The organism is Vreelandella sp. ssv, from assembly GCF_059448525.1.
This window is the reverse complement of sequence record NZ_CM182545.1, coordinates 1,141,760-1,164,059: the sequence shown is the minus strand read 5'-3', so window position 1 is coordinate 1,164,059 and position 22,300 is coordinate 1,141,760. Positions and strand designations below refer to the sequence as shown.

General features: G+C 54.7%; 15 protein-coding genes. 6 read left to right on the top strand and 9 right to left on the bottom strand.

Translation table 11 applies throughout. The annotated features are described in order from the left end of the window. Nucleotides 1-90: 90 nt before the first annotated feature. From AC5TBW_RS05375 to AC5TBW_RS05360, 4 genes are all read right to left on the bottom strand, one after another. The gene (locus AC5TBW_RS05375; RefSeq protein WP_495511077.1) at nt 91-4,914 is read right to left on the bottom strand and encodes an NAD-glutamate dehydrogenase; all 4,824 of its coding nucleotides are present in this window, start codon (nt 4,912-4,914) and stop codon (nt 91-93) included. A gap of 211 nt (nt 4,915-5,125) precedes the next feature. Continuing rightward, entirely contained in the window at nt 5,126-6,247 is a 1,122-nt protein-coding gene (trmA, locus tag AC5TBW_RS05370) for a tRNA (uridine(54)-C5)-methyltransferase TrmA (RefSeq protein ID WP_495511076.1), read from the bottom strand. 46 nt (nt 6,248-6,293) lie between these two features. After that, nucleotides 6,294-7,112: a glutamate racemase gene (gene murI, locus AC5TBW_RS05365; protein WP_495511075.1), complete on the bottom strand. Its 819-nt coding sequence runs from the start codon at nt 7,110-7,112 to the stop codon at nt 6,294-6,296. A 149-nt stretch (nt 7,113-7,261) separates the two neighbouring features. Next, nucleotides 7,262-7,807: a hemerythrin domain-containing protein gene (locus AC5TBW_RS05360; protein ID WP_495511074.1), complete on the bottom strand. Its 546-nt coding sequence runs from the start codon at nt 7,805-7,807 to the stop codon at nt 7,262-7,264. 239 nt (nt 7,808-8,046) lie between these two features. Here AC5TBW_RS05360 and AC5TBW_RS05355 point away from each other — a divergent pair, with 239 nt between their 5' ends. Then, nucleotides 8,047-9,381, top strand: coding sequence for a replication-associated recombination protein A (locus AC5TBW_RS05355; protein ID WP_495511073.1), 1,335 nt, complete (start codon nt 8,047-8,049; stop codon nt 9,379-9,381). Between the two features lie 47 nt (nt 9,382-9,428). Here AC5TBW_RS05355 and lolA read toward each other — a convergent pair whose 3' ends face one another. Together lolA and AC5TBW_RS05345 are read right to left on the bottom strand one after the other, a co-directional pair. Further along, a complete protein-coding gene (lolA, locus tag AC5TBW_RS05350) occupies nt 9,429-10,094 on the bottom strand; it encodes an outer membrane lipoprotein periplasmic chaperone LolA (RefSeq protein ID WP_495511072.1) in 666 nt (221 codons plus the stop codon). A gap of 223 nt (nt 10,095-10,317) precedes the next feature. Continuing rightward, nucleotides 10,318-13,503, bottom strand: coding sequence for a DNA translocase FtsK (locus AC5TBW_RS05345; RefSeq protein ID WP_495511071.1), 3,186 nt, complete (start codon nt 13,501-13,503; stop codon nt 10,318-10,320). 169 nt (nt 13,504-13,672) lie between these two features. On the opposite strand from AC5TBW_RS05345, the gene aat reads away from it, so the two are divergent. The 3 genes from aat (at nt 13,673) to infA (ending at nt 15,542) form a co-directional block, all read left to right on the top strand. After that, nucleotides 13,673-14,419 (top strand): leucyl/phenylalanyl-tRNA--protein transferase, encoded by a 747-nt coding sequence (gene aat, locus AC5TBW_RS05340; protein WP_495511070.1) that lies wholly within the window; start codon nt 13,673-13,675, stop codon nt 14,417-14,419. A 36-nt stretch (nt 14,420-14,455) separates the two neighbouring features. Next, nucleotides 14,456-15,190 (top strand): arginyltransferase, encoded by a 735-nt coding sequence (locus AC5TBW_RS05335; RefSeq protein WP_495511069.1) that lies wholly within the window; start codon nt 14,456-14,458, stop codon nt 15,188-15,190. A gap of 133 nt (nt 15,191-15,323) precedes the next feature. Further along, a complete protein-coding gene (gene infA, locus AC5TBW_RS05330; RefSeq protein WP_007111068.1) occupies nt 15,324-15,542 on the top strand; it encodes a translation initiation factor IF-1 in 219 nt (72 codons plus the stop codon). 196 nt (nt 15,543-15,738) lie between these two features. On the opposite strand, the gene clpA is transcribed toward infA, so the two are convergent. The 3 genes from clpA to AC5TBW_RS05315 form a co-directional block, all read right to left on the bottom strand. Then, the gene (clpA, locus tag AC5TBW_RS05325; protein ID WP_176302698.1) at nt 15,739-18,015 is read right to left on the bottom strand and encodes an ATP-dependent Clp protease ATP-binding subunit ClpA; all 2,277 of its coding nucleotides are present in this window, start codon (nt 18,013-18,015) and stop codon (nt 15,739-15,741) included. Between the two features lie 139 nt (nt 18,016-18,154). Then, nucleotides 18,155-18,463, bottom strand: a complete 309-nt coding sequence (gene clpS, locus AC5TBW_RS05320) for an ATP-dependent Clp protease adapter ClpS (RefSeq protein WP_176302856.1) — start codon at nt 18,461-18,463, stop codon at nt 18,155-18,157. A gap of 291 nt (nt 18,464-18,754) precedes the next feature. After that, entirely contained in the window at nt 18,755-20,989 is a 2,235-nt protein-coding gene (locus AC5TBW_RS05315; protein WP_495511068.1) for an NADP-dependent isocitrate dehydrogenase, read from the bottom strand. A 213-nt stretch (nt 20,990-21,202) separates the two neighbouring features. On the opposite strand from AC5TBW_RS05315, the gene AC5TBW_RS05310 reads away from it, so the two are divergent. Both AC5TBW_RS05310 and AC5TBW_RS05305 read left to right on the top strand, forming a co-directional pair. Next, complete coding sequence (locus tag AC5TBW_RS05310; protein WP_495511067.1) at nt 21,203-21,838, top strand: pseudouridine synthase; 636 nt, start codon at nt 21,203-21,205, stop codon at nt 21,836-21,838. Then, entirely contained in the window at nt 21,835-22,275 is a 441-nt protein-coding gene (locus AC5TBW_RS05305) for an NUDIX domain-containing protein (RefSeq protein WP_495511066.1), read from the top strand. Before AC5TBW_RS05310 ends, AC5TBW_RS05305 begins: the two co-directional genes overlap by 4 nt. Nucleotides 22,276-22,300 lie beyond the last annotated feature (25 nt).

Here is a 22,300-nt window from a genome sequence, read left to right as displayed (position 1 = left end):
ACAAAGCGCGCCCTGGTGGAGAACCAGGGCGCGCTTTCATACTTGGTTTTAATTAAATAGACACGCTTTAATTAAGTGGACTAGGTACGTCTAGGCTTCGCTATCGCTTTCAGCCAGATCGACCAGTTCGCGTACCGCTACGGCGAAGAGCGCAAAGCCCCCTTCACTGCCGCCGCGCACCTCTTCAATAAGGCGACACCAGCGGCGATGTAGATCGGCATGCTGATCCAACCACTGTGCCACCCGCTCTTGGGTATCGCGGCTGCCGGCATCGAGCTTCAATACGCTGGTGGTTAGCGCAAGCTGCTGGCGCTCGATGTCGTCGCGGAAGGTTTCCCGCGCCTGCGCCTGCCAGGCATCGCGTACTTCCAGCTGGGTTACCTGCTGAATCATCCACGGCAGCTCCAGGCGGCTGCCAATTTCATACAGCACTTCCGCCACCCGCTGCGGTTTTTCATTGGTCATGCGCGCCGCCTGGATAATACCCAGCCCTGCATAAAGGCTGGATGACGCCGCGACAGTGGATGCCAACGCCTCTGGCACGCCCGCTTCCATCAGTTCGTCACGGCGGCTATTCCAAGCGCTAAGCTCCTCACCGCTAAGTAACTCGCCAATACCTTCCTGCAGTTGCGCTAAACGGGGAGCAAAGTACTCGATGGTATCTTGTGTCGAAAGCCCTAAATGCTGACGTACAAACCAGCGTGTGGCGCGACGGATCAGACGCATCAGATCGAGCATCATCGAGTACTGGATGCGGTTGGGCACCTGATTATCGAGGGCTTCAATCTGTGCCCAGAGACTAGGTAAGTTAAAGCTATCGCGGGCGACTATGTAGGCCCGCGCGATATCGGCACGCCCAGCACCGGTGGAATCCATCAGGCGACGTACAAAGACGATGCCCATATGGTCGACCAGGTCGTTGGCCACCTGCGTCGCAACGATCTCACGCTTTAGGCGATGCTCGTACATCTCATCTTTAAAGCGTTCAACCAACACAGCGGGGAACAGGCGCTCCAGGTGGCGGTGAATATAATGATCGTCCGGCACGTCGGAGGTGATCAAGTCGCCTTTCAAGGTGCTTTTGGCGTAGGAAATAAGCACCGAAAGTTCCGGCAGCCGCATTGCCTGACCATTACTAGCACGCTCTTTCAGCAACTCGTCGGTGGGCAGAAACTCGAGTTCGCGATCAATCTGGCCTGCGGCCTCAAGTTCGCTGATAAAGCGACGGTAGGGCCCCATCGACTGATTGGAAAGAATAGCTGAGAGATCCAGCGCCTGGCTTTGACGGTAGTTATCCAGAATGACCAGATCACCTACCTCATCAGTCATTTCCGCCAATAGCTGATTACGCTGCTTATCGGTCATATCGCCGCGCTTGACCACTTCGTCGATCAAAATCTTGATGTTGACCTCGTGGTCGGAGCAGTTTACCCCGCCCGCATTATCAATGAAGTCGGTATAAACGCGCACGCCCTTAGCGGCGGCTTCCATACGCCCGCGCTGGGTCAAGCCGAGGTTACCGCCTTCGCCCACCACGCGGCAGTTCAAGTCATTGCCGTTGATCCGCAACATATCGTTGGCTTTGTCGCCGACATCAGCGTCGGTTTCATCGGAGCCTTTCACGTACGTCCCGATACCGCCGTTCCAGATCAAATCCACCTTGGATTTGAGCATGGCACGGATCAGTTCATTCGGCGACAGGCGCTCTTCCTTGATACCAAACACCTGCTGCATCTCTGGCGTGATGGTGATTGACTTGGCGCTTCGGTTGAAGATCCCGCCACCGGCAGAGATCAACTCCCGGCTGTAGTCTTCCCAACTGGAGCGTGGCAGGGCAAACAGCCGATTACGCTCAGCAAAGGAAGCCTCCGCATCTGGATTGGGGTCGACAAAGATATGCAGGTGGTTAAAGGCACCCACCAATTGGATCTTATCGGAGAGCAGCATGCCGTTGCCGAACACATCACCGGCCATATCGCCGACCCCCACCACGCTAAACAGATCGCGCTGAGTGTCCACATCGAGGTTTTTGAAATGGCGTTTAACGGACTCCCAAGCACCGCGTGCGGTAATACCCATTTTCTTATGGTCGTAACCATTGGCACCGCCAGAGGCAAACGCATCGCCTAGCCAGTGGCCGTACTCAATGGAAATTTCGTTGGCGATATCCGAGAAAGTGGCGGTGCCTTTATCGGCAGCTACGACCAAGTAGGCATCGTCTTCATCGTGGCGAACGACATTTTCCGGCGGCACCACATCGCTACCTACCAGATTGTCGGTAACATCCAGCAGCGCGCGGATAAAGATTTGATAGCAGGCGATGCCCTCTTTCTGCACAACGTCGCGGCTGGCGTTTTCTGGCATGCGCTTACAGACAAAACCGCCTTTTGCGCCAACCGGCACGATAACGGCGTTCTTAACCTGCTGCGCTTTCACTAGCCCCAGCACCTCGGTGCGGTAATCCTCAAAGCGGTCAGACCAACGCAGGCCCCCGCGGGCGACTTTACCGCCGCGCAGATGGACACCCTCAACCCGCGGCGAGCATACAAAAATCTCAAACATTGGCCGCGGCTTGGGCATGCCGGTGACTTTGGAAGGCTCAAGTTTGTAAGCGATATAATCTTTAAAGCGTCCGCCCTCGCCGAGCTGGTAATAATTGGTACGCAGCGTGGCGAGAATCAATTCCATAAAGCGACGCAGCAATTGGTCGTCGTTAAGACTAGCAACGCCTTCCAGTCGCTCGTTTAAGCTAGCGATGCACTCATCGGTGGCGTGGTCCTGCTGCTCAGGATCAAAACGCAGGCGGAATAGCTCAACCAGCTCGCGCGTAATGGCCGGATAGTTGGCCAGCGTGGCAGCAATATAATCCTGAGACATACCAAAGCGGATTTGTTTGAGATAGCGAGCATAGCCGCGCAGCATCGCCACTTCGCGCCAATCCAACCCCGCGCCAATAATCAGGCGATTAAAGGCGTCGTTATCGGCTTCACCGGACCAGATACGCTTGAACGCTTCAGTGAATACATCACGCATATCGCCCAAGCTGACATCCGCACCGCTGTGTTCAAGCTCGAAGTCGTGAATCCAGTAGCGCTGTTCAGGGGCATTGATATCGTAAGGGCGCTCGCCAATCACACGCAGGCCGAGATTTTCCATCATCGGCAGCACATCGGAGAGCGGAATCTGCGTCTCGCGGTGGAACAGTTTCAGGTTTACTCCGCCGCCCTGCTCTTCTAACGGGCGATAGAGCGACAGCGATAAATCGTCGCCGTTGTTCAGCGTTAACAGATGCTGAACATCAAACACGGCGGTGCGCGCGGAGAAGTCTTCACGATAGCTAGCCGAAAAGGCTTCGCGGAAGTGATCCATCAGGCTGTTAGCGCGCTCTTCGCCAAAACCTTCGATCATGGCGTTTTGTAAATCGTCGCGCCAGCTACGCGCCAGCCGTGCTACTTTGCTTTCCAGACGCTTCAGATCGTAATCGCTGGGCGCATCGCCGTTAAAGCGCAGAATCAGTTGAATGCGTGCAAGCACTGATTCAGATAGGTAGGTGTTGAAATCGCCAAAGTGGGCGTCTAACTCGTCGCACAGCACGTTTTGAATCCGCTGACGCAGATCGGTGGAGAATACGTCGCGGGGAACGAACACCAGGCAGGAATAGAACTTACCGCTGATATCGGCGCGAATAAACAGCCGCACCTGACGGCGCTCGCGGATATTCAGAATGCCCAGCGAGGTACTCGCCAGCGACTCGGTATCGATCTGGAACAGGTCGTCGCGGGGGTAAACTTCCAGCACCTGCAGCAGCTGCTTGCCGTTGTGGCCCTGGGGGTTAAACCCGGCTATATCCATCACTGCTTTTAGCTTACGGCGCAGCAGCGGAATATTACGCGGCGATTCGTTGTATACCGTCGAGGTAAACAGACCAAAGAAGCGCCGCTCGCCAATCACATTGCCATCGTCATCATAACGATCAACGGTAATGTAATCGGGATAAGTAGGACGATGAACGCGGGAGTGATGGGCGCTCTTGGCAAACGACAGCAGTTGCGGCACTAGCACATACTCGTTGTACTCATCCACGCCCTCTTCGGTGCGAATACGCTCACAGTAGCGCGGTTGATCCAGGCGGAAGACGCCCAGCACGCTATCTGCGTCGCGCTTTAACTCGCCGCCTTCCAGCAGGTACTCGTCGTAACCAAGGAAAGTAAAATTATCCTTGAGCATCCACTCTAAAAAGGCAATCGCCTCTTCGTGGTCGTCAGGATCGATCTGCGGCGGGCAGTTTTTCTCGAGCTCTTGAATTGATGCGGTGATTTGCGAACACATTGCGTCGAAATCGCCCACGGCGGTACGTACATCACGAAGCACATCATTTAGATTGCTTTCGATTTTCTCAAGCAACGCTACGTCGGTGTGCCGGTCGACTTCGATGACGATTAACGACTCGCGTGCTTCTGGTGCGTTTTCTGCCCTGGGCGAGGCCAACGCCTGCAACTGATGGCGCTCATCACGGGCGACCGCCAGCACGGCATTTTGAATGGCGTGCACCGTCAAGCCGCGGCGGTTGAGTTCGATACGTACCGAGTCGACCAAAAATGGCATATCTTCATGGAGAACGGCGACAAAGGTATGCGTCGACTGCCAGCCGTGCTCTTCAAAATCAGGGTTAAATACCCTTACTTTGGGGCTTTTCGGGTCGTGATGCTGCAAAAACTGCCAGATCGACAGCGTTGCGCCATATAAGTCGTCCAGGCGACGATCCACTAAGTCTTCCACCGGTACGGTGGCATAAAAGTGCCGGGCAAAGGCGTCCACAGTAGCAGCGCGAGTGGGGTCTAACCGCGCATGTAGCCGCTCCTGGAGCTGCTTCAAAAGATCTTGCCGACTCTCTTCAATCGCAACGTAGTGCATCCATCACCTCGACTGCCTAGGCCATTAAACGGCCAAAAAAACGAAGAACAATAGGCCTTTAGGCCAACATAACAGCTAGCTTACGCTACCTATCGTCGCGTCCCTAATCACCTGACGTGTTGTTCATGGCACATACCGTTTACGCATTAGGCGTTGTACAAAGACTGCCTATGCTCGCCGGCTTTGCGTACCAGCCTAAACCATAGGCTTATTATACCTCGCGCCGCTTTAGCAGTACCCCACACTCACAGTGGTCGGTAAACGGAAACTGGTCAAACAGCGCAAAGCGTTCTATCCGATGGGTGTTGGTCAGTATGGACAAATTTTCAGCCAGCGTAGCCGGATTGCATGAAATATAGACGATTTGCGCATACTCGTTGAGCAGTTCACAGCTCTGTTCATCTAGGCCAGCGCGAGGCGGGTCGACCAGAACGGTGGAAAAATCGTACTCTTCCAGCGCCATTTCCGCCACGCGACGCCCGGCTTTTTCGCCTTTCAGCGCCAGCGAGAACTCTTCAGCCGACATACGACCAATCTGCGCATTCGTTACCCCATTGGCGTCCAGGTTCACGTTGGCACTGGCCACTGACGTGCGGGAAATTTCCGTAGCCAACACGCGGCGGAAGTTCTCGGCTAAGGCAATGGTAAAATTGCCATTGCCGCAATAGAGTTCGACCAGATCTCTCTTTGCGCCTTCCTCTTGCTGACTGGCGGTCACTTCTCGCGCCCAGCTGAGCATTTTTTGACATATATGCGCATTGGGCTGGGTAAAGCTGTTTTCGACCTGCTGGTAGTGCAGCGTGCGGCCATCCACCTCTAGCCGCTCCCATACGTGGTCTCGGGTAAGGACGATTCGCTGCTTGCGGGAGCGGCCAATGATCATAATGCCCAGTTCAGCTTCCAGCGCGCGGGCTTCGCGCTCCCACTCATCACCTAACGGACGATGGTAAATCAGCGTTACCAGCGCCTCACCTGACAGCGTGGTTAGAAACTCGACCTGAAACAGCCGTCGGCGTAGCTCGTCAGAGTTTAGGCAGGCCTCTCGCAGCTGGGGCATTAGCTGATTAATGCGTTCACTGGCGACGGCGTACTGATCTAACCGAATGACCCGCTTGTTCTTCGGGTTATCTGGATCTACCTCGAACATGGCGTAGAAGAGGTCGTCCTCTTCGTGCCATATGCGAAACTCGCAGCGCTGACGGTAATAGCCCGGCGGCGATTCAAATACCTCTAACGTCGGTGGCTGGAACGGTGCAAAGGTACTTTCCAGGTAGTCGCGTTTGTCGGCTAGCTGCTCAGCATAACGTTCGGGTTCTACAACGGGGATAGCCAAGGCTGCTCCTTTAAATAATTCGATCAGCAGTAGTAGTAAGTAGTGTTCAGTCGCTCACATTAAGCAATTGGGATGCTTTAAACCCATAGCGTGCTAAACCAGCTGTTAGGTTAGCCGCAGGCGCGGTGGTAAAACAGCGGCCATCGAGCTGATCACTGTTGAGCTCATCAACGACTTGCGCAACTCGACGAGCAATAGCATCACCGGAATCAATCCAGTGCAAAGGCACGGGAGCAAGCTGCATCAGCCAAGGCTTTAACAATGGAAAATGGGTGCAGCCAAGCACCACGGTATCCAGCGCCTGATGTTCAGACAATAAAGGATGAGCAGGTAGAGGGGTAACGGCTTGCCACAGCGGTGCCAGTGCCGCCTGCATACGCTGGATGTCTGGCTTGATACCCGCCAAGTGCGCCTCCGCCTCAACGACCAGGGCATCTGCGGCAACGCGAGTGATAACACAGTCGCCGGCAAAGCTATCAATCAAGCGCTGAGTATAGGGCCGGCCTACGGTGGCCTTGGTGGCCAGCAGCCCTATATGGCGTGTCTGGCTAATCTCTGCGGCAGGCTTGATAGCGGGCACGGTGCCCACCACAGGAATCGCTAACTGCTGGCGTAAATTCTCTAACGCCAAGGTGCTTGCGGTGTTGCAGGCAACGACCAGCACACTAGGTTGGCAAGCTTCAACAGCGGCTCGACACACTGCCACAATGCGATCGGCAAGCAAGGCGTCTTCGCGCAGCCCATAGGGTAGCCAAGCATTATCGCAGGCATAGCACAGGGCAGCATCAGGGTAGTGTTGGCGCAGTGACTGCGCCACAGACAGGCCGCCGACGCCGGAATCAAAAATTAATACGGGGCCTTTCATGGCTCTCTGCATCACTGTCCTGCTTCATTAATCAGCGCCGAGCTGGTCGAGGGGTGGACTGCTGCCCATTAAAAAACGGGGCCGCTAGTTTAGCATGCCCCGCCTAGGAATTTATCGGTTGTCACTACAGTCTTAAGTCGTTATCACGGCTATACCGCTGGCACATCTGCTCCGCGCAGCTCGGCGTAGAGTTCGGGATAAGCTTGCTGCAGACGCACCAATTCCTGTTCAGCACCTTCGGGCAGCGCTAGGCGCAACTCCTCCATATCTTCCTGGCTAAAGTGCTCATCAATCAGTGGGAATAACTCCTCGCGTTCGTGACGCAGGTATGCCCGATGCGCCTCTAAGTAATCTCTTAAGTCTTCGGCAAAGCGGTCCATCGGTATGATGTTATCCATTAACACCATGTCTATGTCATTAGAGAGGCGCTGAAGGCGTGGTTTCAGATCACGGTAATCGTTGGCCATCTTCTCGGTAAGTGCGAGGTGCTCAGGCGCCTTGGTTTGCAGCCGTTCGACGCAGACGCGCTCAAGGGGAGTGGCAAAACCGTCCATGTAGGACAAGATATAGTCGACCACCTCGCGCATAAGCTGGAAGTTAGGCCGCTCACCCTGGGCAAGCGTTTTCTGCTTGAGCTGCAGCACATGGAGCATTCTCGCCATATTGGCATGATCTAGACGCAGTTGGTTTAACATCGAACCGTCTCCTTTATTGTGTCATGCCTACCGCCAATACTTAGTGGTTAACGGCATGCGATCATAAGCGCGCAGGGTTTATTATCAGTGGTTATCATAAACAATGCCCCGGTAGCGTTATCCTAGCAAGTGTATCTTTCTGATAGGTTACGCCAAAGGTAGTTCGCCAAGGTGTGGTTTACCACTGTCACTTGTTGGTGCTTTATTGCTCAACGTCTCGATTTATAACGGATGTTTAAATGGATCTTTTTGATAGCGCCCAAGCGGTACCTTCCGACGATGCCCCGCTAGCCTTTCGCATGCGCCCTCTCAAGCTGGACGATTACGTGGGTCAACAGGCGCTTGTAGGGCCAGATAAACCCTTACGCCGTATGGCGGAATCCGGCGTTATACGCTCTATGATTCTGTGGGGGCCACCGGGTGTTGGCAAAACGACGCTGGCGGAGCTGATGGCCCGGGCTTCCCAGGCTCACCTTGAGCATCTAAGCGCGGTAATGGCTGGCGTAAAAGAGATTCGTGCCGTCGTCGAGCGAGCACAGCAAATGTCATCCCCCGTTATCCTCTTTTTAGATGAGATTCATCGCCTCAACAAGAGTCAGCAAGACGCCCTGCTTCCCCATGTAGAGTCGGGCCTGCTAACGCTGATTGGTGCCACCACCGAAAACCCCTCCTTTGAAGTCAATTCGGCGCTGCTCTCCCGCGCGCGGGTTTACGTGCTGAAATCGCTTACCCAGGAGGAACTGACCACGGTGATGCGCCAGGCCCTCAGCGACGCTGAGCGCGGTCTGGGCAAGCGTAATATTCATATAGATGATGAGGTATTAAGCGCCCTGGCACTCGCCAGCGCTGGCGATGCCCGACGTGCCCTGGGCCTATTAGAAACTGCTTGTGATTTCGCTACCCAAGAAAACGGCCGTGAGGTACTTCATAAGGAAGTGTTAGCCGATGTGATTGGCCATCAGGCCAGCGCCTTCGATAAACAGGGTGACGCCTATTACGACTTGCTCTCGGCCATTCATAAGTCGATACGCTCTTCGCGCCCCAATGCCGCGCTGCTCTATATGGCGCGCTTTATGCAGGGCGGCGGTGACCCGCTGGACGTGGTACGCAGGCTAACTGCCATCGCCTCAGAAGACGTGGGCAACGCCGACCCCCGTGCCCTACCGCTAGTGATTGCCGCCTGGGATGCCTACTTGCGTTTAGGGGATTATGAAGGCCAGCGGGCAATTGCCCATGCGGCAATTCACTTAGCCGTGGCGCCCAAAAGCAACCGCATAGACCGTGCCTGGAGCGAAGCCAAGCAGTTTGTGCGCCAGCAACCTCAGGTGGAGGTACCAACCTACCTTCGCAATGCGCCGACCAAACTGATGGAGCAGTTGGGCCATGGTGAAGGCTATCGCTATGCCCACAACGAGCCAGACGGCTACCCGGCGGGTAGCGCCCACGACTGCTGGCCTGACGAGTTGCCCAAAGCCACTTTCTTCAAGCCAAGTACGTTTGGCCAGGAGAAGCGCTTTGGGGAAATCATGGCATGGCGGGAAAATCTTGATCAGGAAGCAGATCAGGCGCCCTAAGGCGCCTGATCTGATGGTTCATGGTACTAACTGCTGACAGTGTTTAGTTAAAGCTCTTCGCGGATAACATCGGTACCTTCGGGAATCTCAAAATCAAACACGTCAGAAGCAATCTCGCCATTGAGGGTAATATTACTAAACGTAATGGCGGTACGCTGACCGGTGCTATCCATCATCCACAGCTCGGTTAGCGTGTCGGCATCAAACACCATGCTTAACTCTTCGAACAGCGTATCGGCTAAGATAGGCACCAGGGTAAAGACATCTTCTCCCCCGTCCTGCTCGTAGAACACCTCATAGCTTTCGGTTAAATCGTCAACGCTTCCCGACAGTAGTAACGCGGGGGTATGGGTGACCCGATCATCCATCTCTTGAACGGTGACTTGTTCAAGGTCTGGGTCGTACATATAGACATCGTCACCGTCAGAAACCACGGTTTGGGAATAGGGTGCGTCTACTTCCCAACGCAGCATACCAGGGCGAGAAAGCCACATTTCACCGCGCGCGCTTTGAAGACGATCGCCGCTGCCATCTAAAATCTGCTGCTCAAAATTTGCCTGATAACGCTCAAGCGGATCCAGTCGCTCCGTCAAACGCTCAGCCGCATCATCCGCCCAAGCGGGGGCACCAAAGGTGAGACCCAAGGCGCTTGCCGCTAGTGCCAGGGGTGAAGCGCCCAGTGATGAAGTTCGTTTTGTTTGCGTATCGCGCATGTGATCTCCCTAGGCAACCGTTGCCAAATAACGGTAGCTCAAAAATTAGTGCTCAATAATCAAGCAGTGAGGTCGGCTTAACCGACCATCTGTTGTTAAGACGTGAAAAACGCCGCAGGGTTTCACCCGCGACGCGGCTTTCACGCTTATTGCATAATTGTCGTTACTCAACCCGGCGTTTAAAACCAGCTACTTGCACCACTGGGAGGCAGATTCGGCTAACCTAGTGCCCCACCGGAGGCGGCGCAAGCACTTCTCGTGCGCCGTTAGAGCCCATGGAAGTCACTACACCGGCACCCTCCATCGCCTCCACTAAGCGAGCCGCGCGGTTATAGCCGATTTTAAAGCGACGCTGGACAGCAGAGATCGAGGCTTTGCGCGTTTCAGTGACAAACTGGACAGCTTCGTCGTAGAGCGCATCCTGCTCTGCATCATCTCCATCGCTACCTTCAGCTTCAAGGCCGGTTAAGGCATCCGCAGAGACGCCACCAGACAGAATCTCTTCGATATATTCAGGTGCGCCGCGGCGCTTCCAGTCATCCACCACCCGGTGCACTTCATCATCATCCACGAAGGCACCGTGGATACGATTCGGGGGCCCAGAGCCAGCAGGCAAATAGAGCATATCACCATGCCCCAGCAGGCTTTCGGCGCCACCCTGATCAAGGATGGTGCGCGAATCAATTCGCGAGGAGACCTGGAACGCCATCCGCGAAGGGATGTTGGCCTTAATAAGGCCCGTCACTACGTCCACAGAGGGGCGCTGGGTAGCCAGAATCAAATGGATACCTGCGGCACGCGCCTTTTGCGCTAGACGAGCAATCAGCTCTTCGACCTTTTTGCCGACAATCATGAACATATCGGCAAACTCGTCGATCACCACGACGATATAGGGCAGTTTCTCCAGCACGGGATGCGGCTGGTGCACTTCCCATGGCTGCGGCTCCCATAAGGGGTCTGCCACTTGGGCACCGGCGCGCTCTGCCTCATCCAAGCGACCATTAAAACCTGCAATATTGCGCACCCCCATGGCCGCCATCAGCTTGTAACGGCGCTCCATTTCGGCAACACACCAGCGCAGACTATTGGCCGCCTCTTTCATATCGGTGACCACTGGCGCCAGCAAATGAGGTATGCCGTCATATACCGACAGCTCCAGCATTTTTGGGTCGACCATGATCAGCTTCAGTTCGCTGGGCTTCGCCTTGAGCAGCATCGAGATCAGCATGGCGTTAACACCCACGGATTTACCTGACCCGGTGGTGCCCGCCACTAGCAGGTGGGGCATCTTGCCCAGGTTGGCCACCACCGGGCTGCCGCCGATATCCTGACCCAGCGCCATGGTGAGCGGTGAGGTCTCCTGCTGATAACGGTCAGAGTCGATGACTTCGCGCAGACGGATCATGGCCCGGTTAGGGTTAGGTATCTCAATCCCCACCGTTGGGCGACCCGGAATGACCTCGACCACACGAACACTCTTAACCATCAGTGAACGCGCCAAATCTTTGGCAAGGTTACTGATTTTAGACACCTTAACGCCCGCCGCCGGCTTGATTTCGAAGCGGGTAATAACGGGGCCAGGCCAGGTGTCGACGACTTCTGCTTTGACCCCGTATTCGTGCAGCCGCACCTCAAGTAGCTCGGCCATATCAGCCAGTTGCTCCTCGGTGTAGTTCGGCTGGTGCGGTTCTGCGGGCGTCAGTAGCTGCAGGCTTGGCACATCGCCCTCAGGCTCGTCCATCGTTTCAAAAGCAGGACGCTGACTTTGCAAATGCTCCACGGTCCAGAGCGCAGGGCCTTCATCGGGCTCTGGTGTGGTCGCCTCAGGCGCGAATGTGGGCTCACGACGTGCTGCTGGAGGCGGCGCGGGTGGTGCGTACGATGCGCTGTCCGTTGTGTCATCGTCCACCTCTTCGTCATCCCACACAGGCTCTGGCACGACCTCGGCCACACGCTCAGGACCGCGTTTAGGTTCCGCCGCCGAGATGCGCTCATTGGTCCACGCTTGGGAAGCAGGCTCCTCGATGCTTGGCCCGCTAACACGCGGCTCAGCGTCTTGGTGACTAGGTTCAACCGGCACATCCCGACTGTGCTCTTTCTCAACAGACGCTTCTTCACGCACGAAGTAATTGCTTGCAGCAGGTGCAGGTGGCTCTTCCTGACGTGAGGCGTGCAGAGGGAAGGCGACCTCCTCATCCTTGGGCTCAGCAACCGGCTCAGGCGTTGTTACTGGTGTGCTCGCCTGGACGAAGGCATTCTCTCGCGGCGCTTGCGGTGCAGCCACTTCTGTCTCTTCCGTAGCGTTAACGTCAGCTCTCACTGGCGCAGCCGCCTTTGCAGGCGCCGCCACTGTTGGTTCCGTAACAGGTGCAGGCGTTTTAGCAGGCACGTGCTTATTGCTTGAAAACGCTGCGGCTTCCCAAGGGATGGACGTATCGGTAGTTTCGCGACTTTCTAGATTATTGACTGAGCTTTCCACGGTGCTGTTATCAAGCGGCATAGAGAAGCCCGGTTCCCGCCGTTCACGCCCCGTGGTGCTTTTACCTACCGATTGAGACGTCGGCTTGGCCTCAACCGGTTTGATCTCGTCAGCCTTAACGTCAGTAGGTGAAGGCTCTCGCTCTACCTCGGGCTCTACTGAGGCCTTTACTTGAGGCTTTGGTGCCGGCGCGGGTTTAGCGGCCGCGCGCTGCGCTGCGCGCATGCGGCTTGTCTGCCGACGAGCCGACAGCCAGCCGCCCAAACGACATATCCGCTTGCCGAGTTCATCCGCTACCTGCAGCCACGACATACCACTAAATAGCGGAAAGCCGCTTAAAATAAGTGCCGCAGCGATTAACCCAACGCCGCCACTGCCTACCAGAGGTCTTAATGCGCCGACTAAGCCTTCCCCTAAAATACCGCCAGAGGCATAGGGCAGCATGCTGTCAGGGTGGTAAAAATGGAGGGCACCCAACATGGTGGTGCCAAACATAAGTAATACTAACCCGCCCGCATGCACAGCAATCGCAACCGGATCGAGTTCAAAACGCACTTGCCGTGAGCGAATCAGCCACCAGGCGGCGAAACCAAACATACCTGGCCACCACAACGCACTGGCGCCTAACAATGAATAGAGAACATCGGCTAACCAGGCACCTACCTGCCCCATCCAATTGCGTATTTCTGTTTCTGGCCCCTGGTAAGACCAGCCAGGGTCAGAGGCCTGGTAACTAAATAGCGCTAATAATAAAAACACACACAGCGCAAGCAGTATCACCACCACGCCTTCGCGCACGGAGCCTTGTAAGCGCAGGCCAAAACGACGAGCCTTATCCTTTGCGGCGTTCACACGCGCAGATGAAGCCGATGATGGTGCTTGACGCGCGCTACGCTGCGTTCGCTTGTTTACTGCTTTATTCACTTTCAAGCGACTCTCCCTTTACACCTCAATGGCGTCTTTAATCCACTTGCGAGTTTGCATGATACCGAGCATCCTTCCTCGGTCACAGAGCCTTTAGCTAAGCGCCCAGTAAAAGAACGCCTTACATAATCGTTGTATACGAACGTAGTAAAGAACGTAGCAATAGGAGCAAGTAATGCTACCTTGGCTTTCCTCGCCACATCCTAACTTTCCAACCAGCTCTACAGCGCTAGACTCCCCCAACGGCTTACTCGCTGCCGGGGGAGAGCTTTCCCCCCCTTGGCTAATAGAAGCCTACCGGCAGGGTATATTTCCATGGTTCAGCGACGACGACCCCATTTTGTGGTGGAGTCCAGACCCGCGCATGATACTCCTACCCGAGCAATTTAAGCAGCGTCGTAGCCTAACCAAACGATTACGCCATGGTGGCTTTCATATCACCCTGGATCAACACTTCGATCAGGTTATTCAGGCCTGTGCCGCTCCACGCGACGAAGAGGGCGGCACCTGGATCACCACCGAAATGCGCGACGCCTATAACCATCTGCATGCTCTGGGCATTGCTCATAGCATTGAAGTCCATCACAACGGGCGTTTAGTTGGTGGTTTGTACGGCATCGCCATGGGCCCGGTTTTTTTTGGCGAGTCGATGTTCTCCCGTATGCCAGACGCTTCCAAAGTAGCGCTGGCACACCTCGCCCGAGCCATGCGCGAGCATGACGGTAAACTTATCGATTGCCAAATGCATACGTCTCACTTAGCCAGCTTGGGCGCTATTACAGTCGCTCGCGAGACATTCATCAACTATCTTAAAGACTGGTTACCCGATAAGGCGTTTACATTAACCTCATCCGCCACCGAGGCACCGACTGTTCCTACGTCGCTGTGGTTGAATTCGATTGCTACCGAGACTAACCATTAGAGATGGACTCATTCTGTTTCACCCAGGAGGCAAGCCGTGAGTAGTAACACTCCGCGTCGCCCGGTGCGGGATTTGCGTTTCTTCCTAACCGTGCCTCACGCCTGCAGTTATCTGCCAGGCAAAGAGGCGACGACGCTGTTTCTCGACCCGCAGGAGTCCCTCGTGCCTGGTGTCTATGACTCATTGGCGCTGCTAGGGTTTCGTCGCAGCGGACGTCATCTATACCGCCCTCACTGCGAAGGGTGCAACGCCTGCCGTTCAGTGCGCATTCCGGTGGAGCAATTTGCCGCTAACCGCACTCAGCGAAAAATTTGGCGACGCAATGCGGATATTCGCATCCGCGTCATGCCCGCGTACTTTGCATCGACCCATTACTCGCTTTACGCTGACTATATTCGGCAGCGCCATGCTGATGGCGATATGTATCCACCCAGTCATGAACAGTACCGCACTTTCCTTACCCTTGATGAGCCTTATGCACATCTGATGGAAATGTACCTTAACGACGAACTCGTCGGCGTGGCTGCGTTTGATCAACTGGAGCATGGCCTTTCAGCCATCTATACGTTCTTTGCCGTTAGCGAGGAGCTGGACAAACGCTCATTAGGCACCTTTGCCATTCTCCAGTTGATTGAGTTCAGCCGAGAAAAAGGGCTGCCGCACCTATATTTAGGGTATTGGATCGAAGAGTGCCGTAAGATGCGCTACAAACAGGCATTTACGCCGTTGGAAATACTCGATGGACGCCATTGGCGGCAGTTAATTCGCTAAAGACGTAAGCTTTTTTGCCTTGACGGCAGGCTTACGGCACAATATAGCGCTGTTTCTTGAGCGCCTATCTAAAATGGCCCTCAATTTCTGACCGATAATTACATTACTAACTCATAAGTGAGGAAATGCCTATATGGCACGCGAAGATCATATTGAAATGGAAGGCGTTATCGTCGATACCCTTCCGAACACCATGTTTCGTGTTGAGCTGGAAAACGGTCACGTTGTTACCGCTCACATCTCTGGCAAAATGCGCAAAAACTACATCCGCATTCTGACTGGCGATAAGGTAAAAGTAGAGCTAACACCTTACGATCTTTCTAAAGGCCGTATCGTATACCGTTCGCGCTAAGTCGTTACACCGTTAACGCGTTCGGCTGATCTCAACTGTTCCAGCCCGACTGTCTTTAACGACAGCTTCTAACGACAGCGCCGATCAGCGTCAATGGCTGTTCACTAAAAACGACAACGCCCCGTCAATGACAGGGCGCTGCGTTTTGTTGCATGTAAACAAGCATGGCTGGCTTTAGAGCGCCTTAGCGCCCTTTTCAGGGCGCATCGGCCATTTCAGTCTCTGTGGAAAGGTGTAGCTCTCCCTCTTCCAGGCTGACATGCACAATGCCGCCCTGATCGGCCAGTTCGCCAAACAGAATCATCTCGGCTAATGGCTTCTTAAGTTTCTCTTGAATGAGGCGCGCCATCGGGCGTGCGCCCATGTCAGGATCGTACCCTTTGTCGGCCAGCCAATCCCGCGCCATGTCGTCCACATCCAGCTGAACACGCTTCTCATCCAACTGCGCCTGCAATTCGATCAAGAACTTGTCGACAACGTTGCGTACGACCGAGACCGGTAGCGCGTGGAATTGAATAATGCCATCCAAGCGGTTACGGAACTCAGGCGAGAAGGTGCGGCGAATCACTTCCATCGCATCGGTAGAGTGGTCTTGATGTTGGAAGCCAATCGAACGACGCGACGCCTGCTCTGCACCGGCGTTAGAGGTCATGATCAGGATAACGTGACGGAAGTCCGCTTCGCGTCCGTTGTTATCCGTTAAGCGGCCATGATCCATCACCTGCAGCAGCAGGTTGAAGACTTCCGGGTGCGCTTTTTCAATCTCATCCAACAACAGCACGCAGTGCGGCTGTTTGGTGACGGCTTCGGTCAACAGGCCGCCTTGGTCATACCCAACGTAACCAGGAGGCGCACCGATCAGACGCGATACGGTGTGACGCTCCATATACTCCGACATATCAAAGCGAACAAGCTCAATGCCCATGATATGCGCCAGCTGTTTGGCCACTTCGGTTTTACCCACACCGGTGGGGCCAGCAAACAAGAAGCTACCCACAGGCTTGTCAGGCGCTTTGAGCCCTGCACGGGACAATTTGATAGCAGCAGAAAGGCTATCAATCGCCTCATCCTGACCGAACACCAACATTTTCAGGTCACGGTCCAGCTTCTCGAGCAGCTTGCGGTCGGAGCTTGAAACACTCTTCGGCGGAATGCGCGCAATAGAGGCCACCACGGCTTCCACTTGCTCAACGTCAATCGTTTTGGACCGTATTTCCGGTGGCAATAGACGCTGGTGAGCGCCCGCTTCGTCGATCACATCGATCGCTTTATCGGGCAGGTACCGATCGTTGATATAGCGATCCGCCAAGCGCGCCGCGCTTTCTAAAGCGCCGTCGGTGTACTTAAGCTCATGGTGCTCCTCAAAGCGAGAGCGCAATCCCTTAAGGATTTTGATGGTGTCATCAACAGACGGCGCCATTACGTCTACTTTTTGGAAGCGGCGTGCCAACGCGCGGTCTTTTTCGAAGATGCCACGGAATTCCTGGAACGTAGTGGAGCCAATGCAGCGCAACTCGCCCGAAGAGAGCAACGGTTTGAGCAGATTGGAGGCATCCATCACCCCACCGGAAGCGGCGCCAGCGCCGATGACCGTATGAATCTCATCAATGAACAGCACAGCATTAGGCTGTTTGCGAAGTTCGCTCAACAGACTCTTCAGGCGTTTTTCAAAGTCGCCGCGATATTTGGTGCCGGCAAGCAGCGCGCCCATATCGAGCGAGTAAACCACTGCATCGGCAATGACATCGGGCACGTCTTCTTCAACGATACGCTTGGCCAGGCCCTCAGCGATCGCCGTTTTACCTACACCCGCCTCGCCGACTAGCAATGGGTTATTTTTACGGCGCCGCGCTAAAATTTGCACCACGCGCTCAAGCTCGTGATCCCGGCCAATTAGCGGGTCGATTTTGCCCAGTCGCGCCTGTTCATTCAGGTTAGTGGCATAGCCTGTCAGCGGGTGAGCAGCGCCTTCACTACCACCCTCTTCAGCATCTTCACTTTCAGACGAGGACGGAGAAGGTGAGGGACCGTGCCCAGCCACTTTAGAAATACCATGGGCGATATAGTTAACCGCATCAACGCGGGCAACACTTTGCTGTTTAAGGAAGTAAACCGCCTGGCTCTCTTGCTCAGAGAAGATAGCCACGAGCACATTGGCGCCGGATACTTCACTCTTACCAGATGACTGAACATGGAAAACCGCACGCTGTAAGACGCGTTGAAAACCGAGCGTGGGCTGTGTTTCGCGATCACCCTGACCTTCTGGGATCAGTGGCGTGGTCGAGTTAATAAAATCCTGCAGATCGGACCGCAGCTTGTCGAGGTTAGCCCCACACGCCTTCAGTACGTCTACCGCTGAGGCATTATCCAGCAACGCTAGCAGCAGGTGCTCAACGGTCATAAACTCGTGGCGCTTAGAGCGCGCCACAGTAAAGGCCGTGTTCAGGGTCATTTCAAGTTCTTTGCTCAGCATGGCAGTCCCCTTTTCGCTACTACCTAGGGCGTATCGCCACCTAGGGCTTGCGTCGGATCAGTTTAATCGACCGGCACTCTCAACATCGGGTACAAATGGCACGGTTGCAAGCCTCACCGTCAATTATTTCTCAACGTTTTTAATTGGCGGCCTCAATATCACTTATCAACGGGTGCTCACACTCACGGGCGTACTCGTTTACCTGATAGCTTTTAGTCTCTGCTATATCACGCGTAAACACGCCACAGGTAGCCTTTCCTTGGGTATGTACGGCGAGCATCACCTGAACGGCTGTCTCGCTATCCATGTTGAAAAAACCTTGCAGTACTTCAATGACGAACTCCATCGGCGTGTAATCGTCATTATGAAGCACCACCTTATAAAGCGGCGGTTGCGCCAGCGCTGGTTCTGCTGACTGAACCGCTAAATCGCCATCTTCATCGGGCATATTTGGCCGCGTCATTCCCGAAAGCATGGGTATGTCGGACAAGTATGGTCTCTCTTGGTTGGGCATAAGCAGCACGGTTGGTTGTCTCAAGACTGACCGATAGAAGCATCATTACGTTCATTATAGCTAACTCACAGTGATGGCGAATTTACAGCTATAACGAATTTACTAGAACGTAAGACGCTGCCGATCAGCAAGGGTTCATGGAAAATTAAAATATCCCACTGCGCGATACGAAAACCCCCGTCCGCTTGGCGGGCGGGGGTTTAAGCTTTTTCGAAGCCGGCGCGACTAGCCCTTGGCGACGATCGCTAGTGTTTCATTGAGAGTCTTGCTGGGACGCATGACCTTACTCGTCAGCTCGTGGTCTGGATGATAGTAGCCATGAATATCAGTCGGCTGACCTTGCACGCTGTTGAGCTCATCAACAATGGTCGCTTCTTTGGAAGTCAGTGCTTCGGTTAAGCGGCCGAACAGCTCTTTCATCTCGGTATCTTCATTCTGCTCAGCCAGGGCCTCTGCCCAGTATAGCGCTAAATAGAAATGGCTACCGCGATTGTCGAGTTCACCTACTTTGCGTGAAGGTGACTTGTTACTATCCAAGAACTTACCGTTAGCCTGATCAAGCGCTTTGGCCAACATTTTCGCACGTGGGTTATCGAAAGTGCTGCCCAGGTGTTCAAGGGAAGCCGCCAGAGCCAGGAATTCACCCAGGGAATCCCAGCGCAGATGGTTCTCTTCCAGCAGCTGCTGAACGTGCTTAGGAGCAGAGCCGCCAGCACCTGTCTCAAACAGGCCACCGCCATTCATCAACGGTACGATTGAGAGCATTTTGGCGCTGGTGCCAAGCTCCATAATCGGGAACAGGTCAGTCAGATAATCGCGCAGAACGTTACCGGTGACGGAGATAGTGTCTTCGCCCTTGCGGATACGCTCCAGCGAGAAGCGCATCGCGTCTTCCGGCGTCATGATGCGAATATCCAGGCCATCGGTATCGTGATCTTTCAAGTAGCTTTCGACTTTCTTGATCAACTGAGCATCGTGGGCACGCTGAGCATCCAGCCAGAAAATGGCCGGGGTGCCACTTTCACGGGCCCGATTGACCGCCAGCTTCACCCAATCACGAACCGGGGCATCTTTGGTCTGGCACATACGCCAGATATCACCCTGTTCAACGCTGTGTTCAAGCACGACGTTACCGTCGGCATCGGTGACACGTACCATACCGTCGGCAGGAATCTGGAAGGTTTTATCATGAGAGCCGTACTCTTCGGCTTTCTGCGCCATCAGACCTACGTTGGGTACGCTGCCCATCGTGGTGGGATCAAACGCACCGTGCTGCTTGCAGTCTTCAATCACGCTCTGATAAATACCGGCGTAGCAGCGATCAGGAATCACCGCCTTGACGTCGTGTAACTGATCGTCAGCGCCCCACATTTTACCGGAGTCGCGGATCATCGCTGGCATGGAGGCATCGATAATCACGTCGCTGGGCACGTGCAGGTTAGTGATACCCTTGTGAGAGTTCACCATTGCTAGACGGGGGCGCTCGGCGTAAAGCGCTTGAATCTCATCCTGAATCTGCTTCTGACGCTCTTCAGGCAGCGATTTAATGGCTGAATAGAGATCGCCGATACCGTTATTGGGATCAAAGCCCGCCTGTTTCAGCTCATCTGCGTACTTGCTCAGCACGTCCTGATAAAACTCGCTGACCACCATGCCGAACATGATCGGGTCAGAAACCTTCATCATCGTTGCTTTGAGGTGCAGCGAGAACAGCACATCTTTCGCTTTGGCATCGGCCACTTCTTCAGCTACGAAACGACGCAGCGCGTTACGGCTCATCACCGCACCGTCGACGACCTCGCCTTCGAGCACCGATGTCTTTTGCTTGAGCACCTGGGTGCTGCCATCGTTAGTGATCAGCTCAATTTTAAGATCGGTGGCTTTTTCAATCAGCGCTGACTTCTCACTGCCGTAAAAATCGCCTTCACTCATATGCGACACGTGAGACTTGGAGTCGCTGCTCCACTCGCCCATGCGATGCGGGTATTTACGAGCGTAATTTTTAACCGACAGCGGTGCGCGACGGTCAGAGTTACCTTCACGCAACACCGGGTTTACGGCACTGCCTTTGGTTTTATCGTAGCGCGCCTGAATGTCTTTCTCTTCGTCAGTCTGCGGAGCTTCTGGATAGTCAGGAAGCTTATAGCCCTGCTGCTGTAGCTCTTTAATCACCGCCTTTAACTGGGGCAGTGAGGCACTGATGTTGGGCAATTTGATAATGTTAGCTTCTGGGGTCTTGGTCAGTTCGCCAAGCTCAGCCAGGTGATCGCCGATCCGTTGCTCTTCGCTCAGGTAATCAGGAAACTGAGAGATAATCCGAGCGGCCAGCGAAATATCGCGCGTCTCTACCTGAATACCCGCAGAATCGGTGAAGGCATCGATAATCGGCAGCAGGGAGTACGTCGCAAGCGCGGGGGCTTCGTCGGTGAGCGTGTAGATGATCTTCGGCGTTTTGGTCATTTTTGCGTTAACCTCTCTTATCACTACGATTGCAAGAAATCTTGAGCGGAGCACGAGTTCACTAATGGCCGGGTCTCTAGCCTGTTTCTAACGATGACGCCCCCAGCGCGCCCCAGCAGCTAGGCCGGAGTATACCAGCGCTGCCCGCCGTGCGCATTGTCGACATATCCCGTCAAGAGAGCGCATAGAGAGTAAAAAGAGTAACGAGACATCATGAGCAACCTCTATTTATTGCATAAGCCTTTTCAAGTATTAAGCCAATTCAGCGACCGCGAAGGACGCCAGACATTGGCTCAATACATTGATGTCAAAGATATTTACCCCGCTGGACGACTTGACTATGACTCTGAAGGCCTACTGCTGCTCAGCGACGACGGCGAGTTGATCCATCGCATCTCTCATCCACGCCATAAGCAGCCCAAAACCTACTGGGCTCAGGTCGAAGGACAAATAGACGATGCGGCGCTGAAGGCGCTACGCCAGGGCATTACGCTGAAAGATGGGCCGACGCAGCCAGCAAAGGCCCGTCGAATAGAGCCCCCTATTACCGCCCCGCGACAACCGGCCATTGACCCCAAACGCCACCCATCGACTAGCTGGCTGGAGCTGACCATTAGCGAAGGGCGTAATCGCCAAGTCCGCCGGATGACCGCTCACGTAGGCTTCCCTACGCTGCGCTTGATCCGCACCTCCATTGGCCCCTGGACGCTGAAAGGGCTCACCCCTGGCGAATGGCGTAAAGAAACATTACACGCCCCCCGGCCTGTCAATGCGCCCCCGAACCAGCGAACAGGCCAGCAAAAAGGTCAACGAGCACGACCCGCCACTAAACGCAGGAAGCCATCATGAGCCTTATTCACAGCACGGCGGCCTGTGTCATACAGCGAGGCGAGCACTACTTAATGGTGGAAGAGCAGCGCGGCGGGCCGCACAGCGTATTCAACCAGCCCGCCGGGCATATCGAATCTGGCGAAGGGCCCATCACAGCCATTCTGCGAGAGGTAGTGGAAGAGACCGCCTGGCAAATATCGCTTACCGGCTATCTGGGCCTATATGTTTTTCATACCGACGAAGGGCAAACGTTTCACAGCCACGGCTTTACCGGCACGCCGCTGGAAAAGCTCGACCTCGCCCTAGACCCCGACATTACCGCTGCCCATTGGCTAACGCTTGATCAAATACGAGCATTGGAACAGCAGGCACGCCTACGTAGCCCCCTGGTACTTAAACGTATTGAGGATGCGCTCAGCGGGCCGTGTTATCCGCTGACGGTGATTCGCGAGTGAAGCACTCGAAGCAGTCACTCCCCAT

Coding starts and splice junctions, on each gene's coding strand:
- AC5TBW_RS05375 (WP_495511077.1), bottom strand. CDS start 4,914: ATGCACTACGTTGCGATTGAAGAGAGTCGGCAAGATCTTTTGAAGCAG.
- murI (WP_495511075.1), bottom strand. CDS start 7,112: ATGAAAGGCCCCGTATTAATTTTTGATTCCGGCGTCGGCGGCCTGTCT.
- AC5TBW_RS05360 (WP_495511074.1), bottom strand. CDS start 7,807: ATGTTAAACCAACTGCGTCTAGATCATGCCAATATGGCGAGAATGCTC.
- AC5TBW_RS05355 (WP_495511073.1), top strand. CDS start 8,047: ATGGATCTTTTTGATAGCGCCCAAGCGGTACCTTCCGACGATGCCCCG.
- lolA (WP_495511072.1), bottom strand. CDS start 10,094: ATGCGCGATACGCAAACAAAACGAACTTCATCACTGGGCGCTTCACCC.
- aat (WP_495511070.1), top strand. CDS start 13,673: ATGCTACCTTGGCTTTCCTCGCCACATCCTAACTTTCCAACCAGCTCT.
- infA (WP_007111068.1), top strand. CDS start 15,324: ATGGCACGCGAAGATCATATTGAAATGGAAGGCGTTATCGTCGATACC.
- clpA (WP_176302698.1), bottom strand. CDS start 18,015: ATGCTGAGCAAAGAACTTGAAATGACCCTGAACACGGCCTTTACTGTG.
- clpS (WP_176302856.1), bottom strand. CDS start 18,463: ATGCCCGATGAAGATGGCGATTTAGCGGTTCAGTCAGCAGAACCAGCG.
- AC5TBW_RS05315 (WP_495511068.1), bottom strand. CDS start 20,989: ATGACCAAAACGCCGAAGATCATCTACACGCTCACCGACGAAGCCCCC.
- AC5TBW_RS05310 (WP_495511067.1), top strand. CDS start 21,203: ATGAGCAACCTCTATTTATTGCATAAGCCTTTTCAAGTATTAAGCCAA.
- AC5TBW_RS05305 (WP_495511066.1), top strand. CDS start 21,835: ATGAGCCTTATTCACAGCACGGCGGCCTGTGTCATACAGCGAGGCGAG.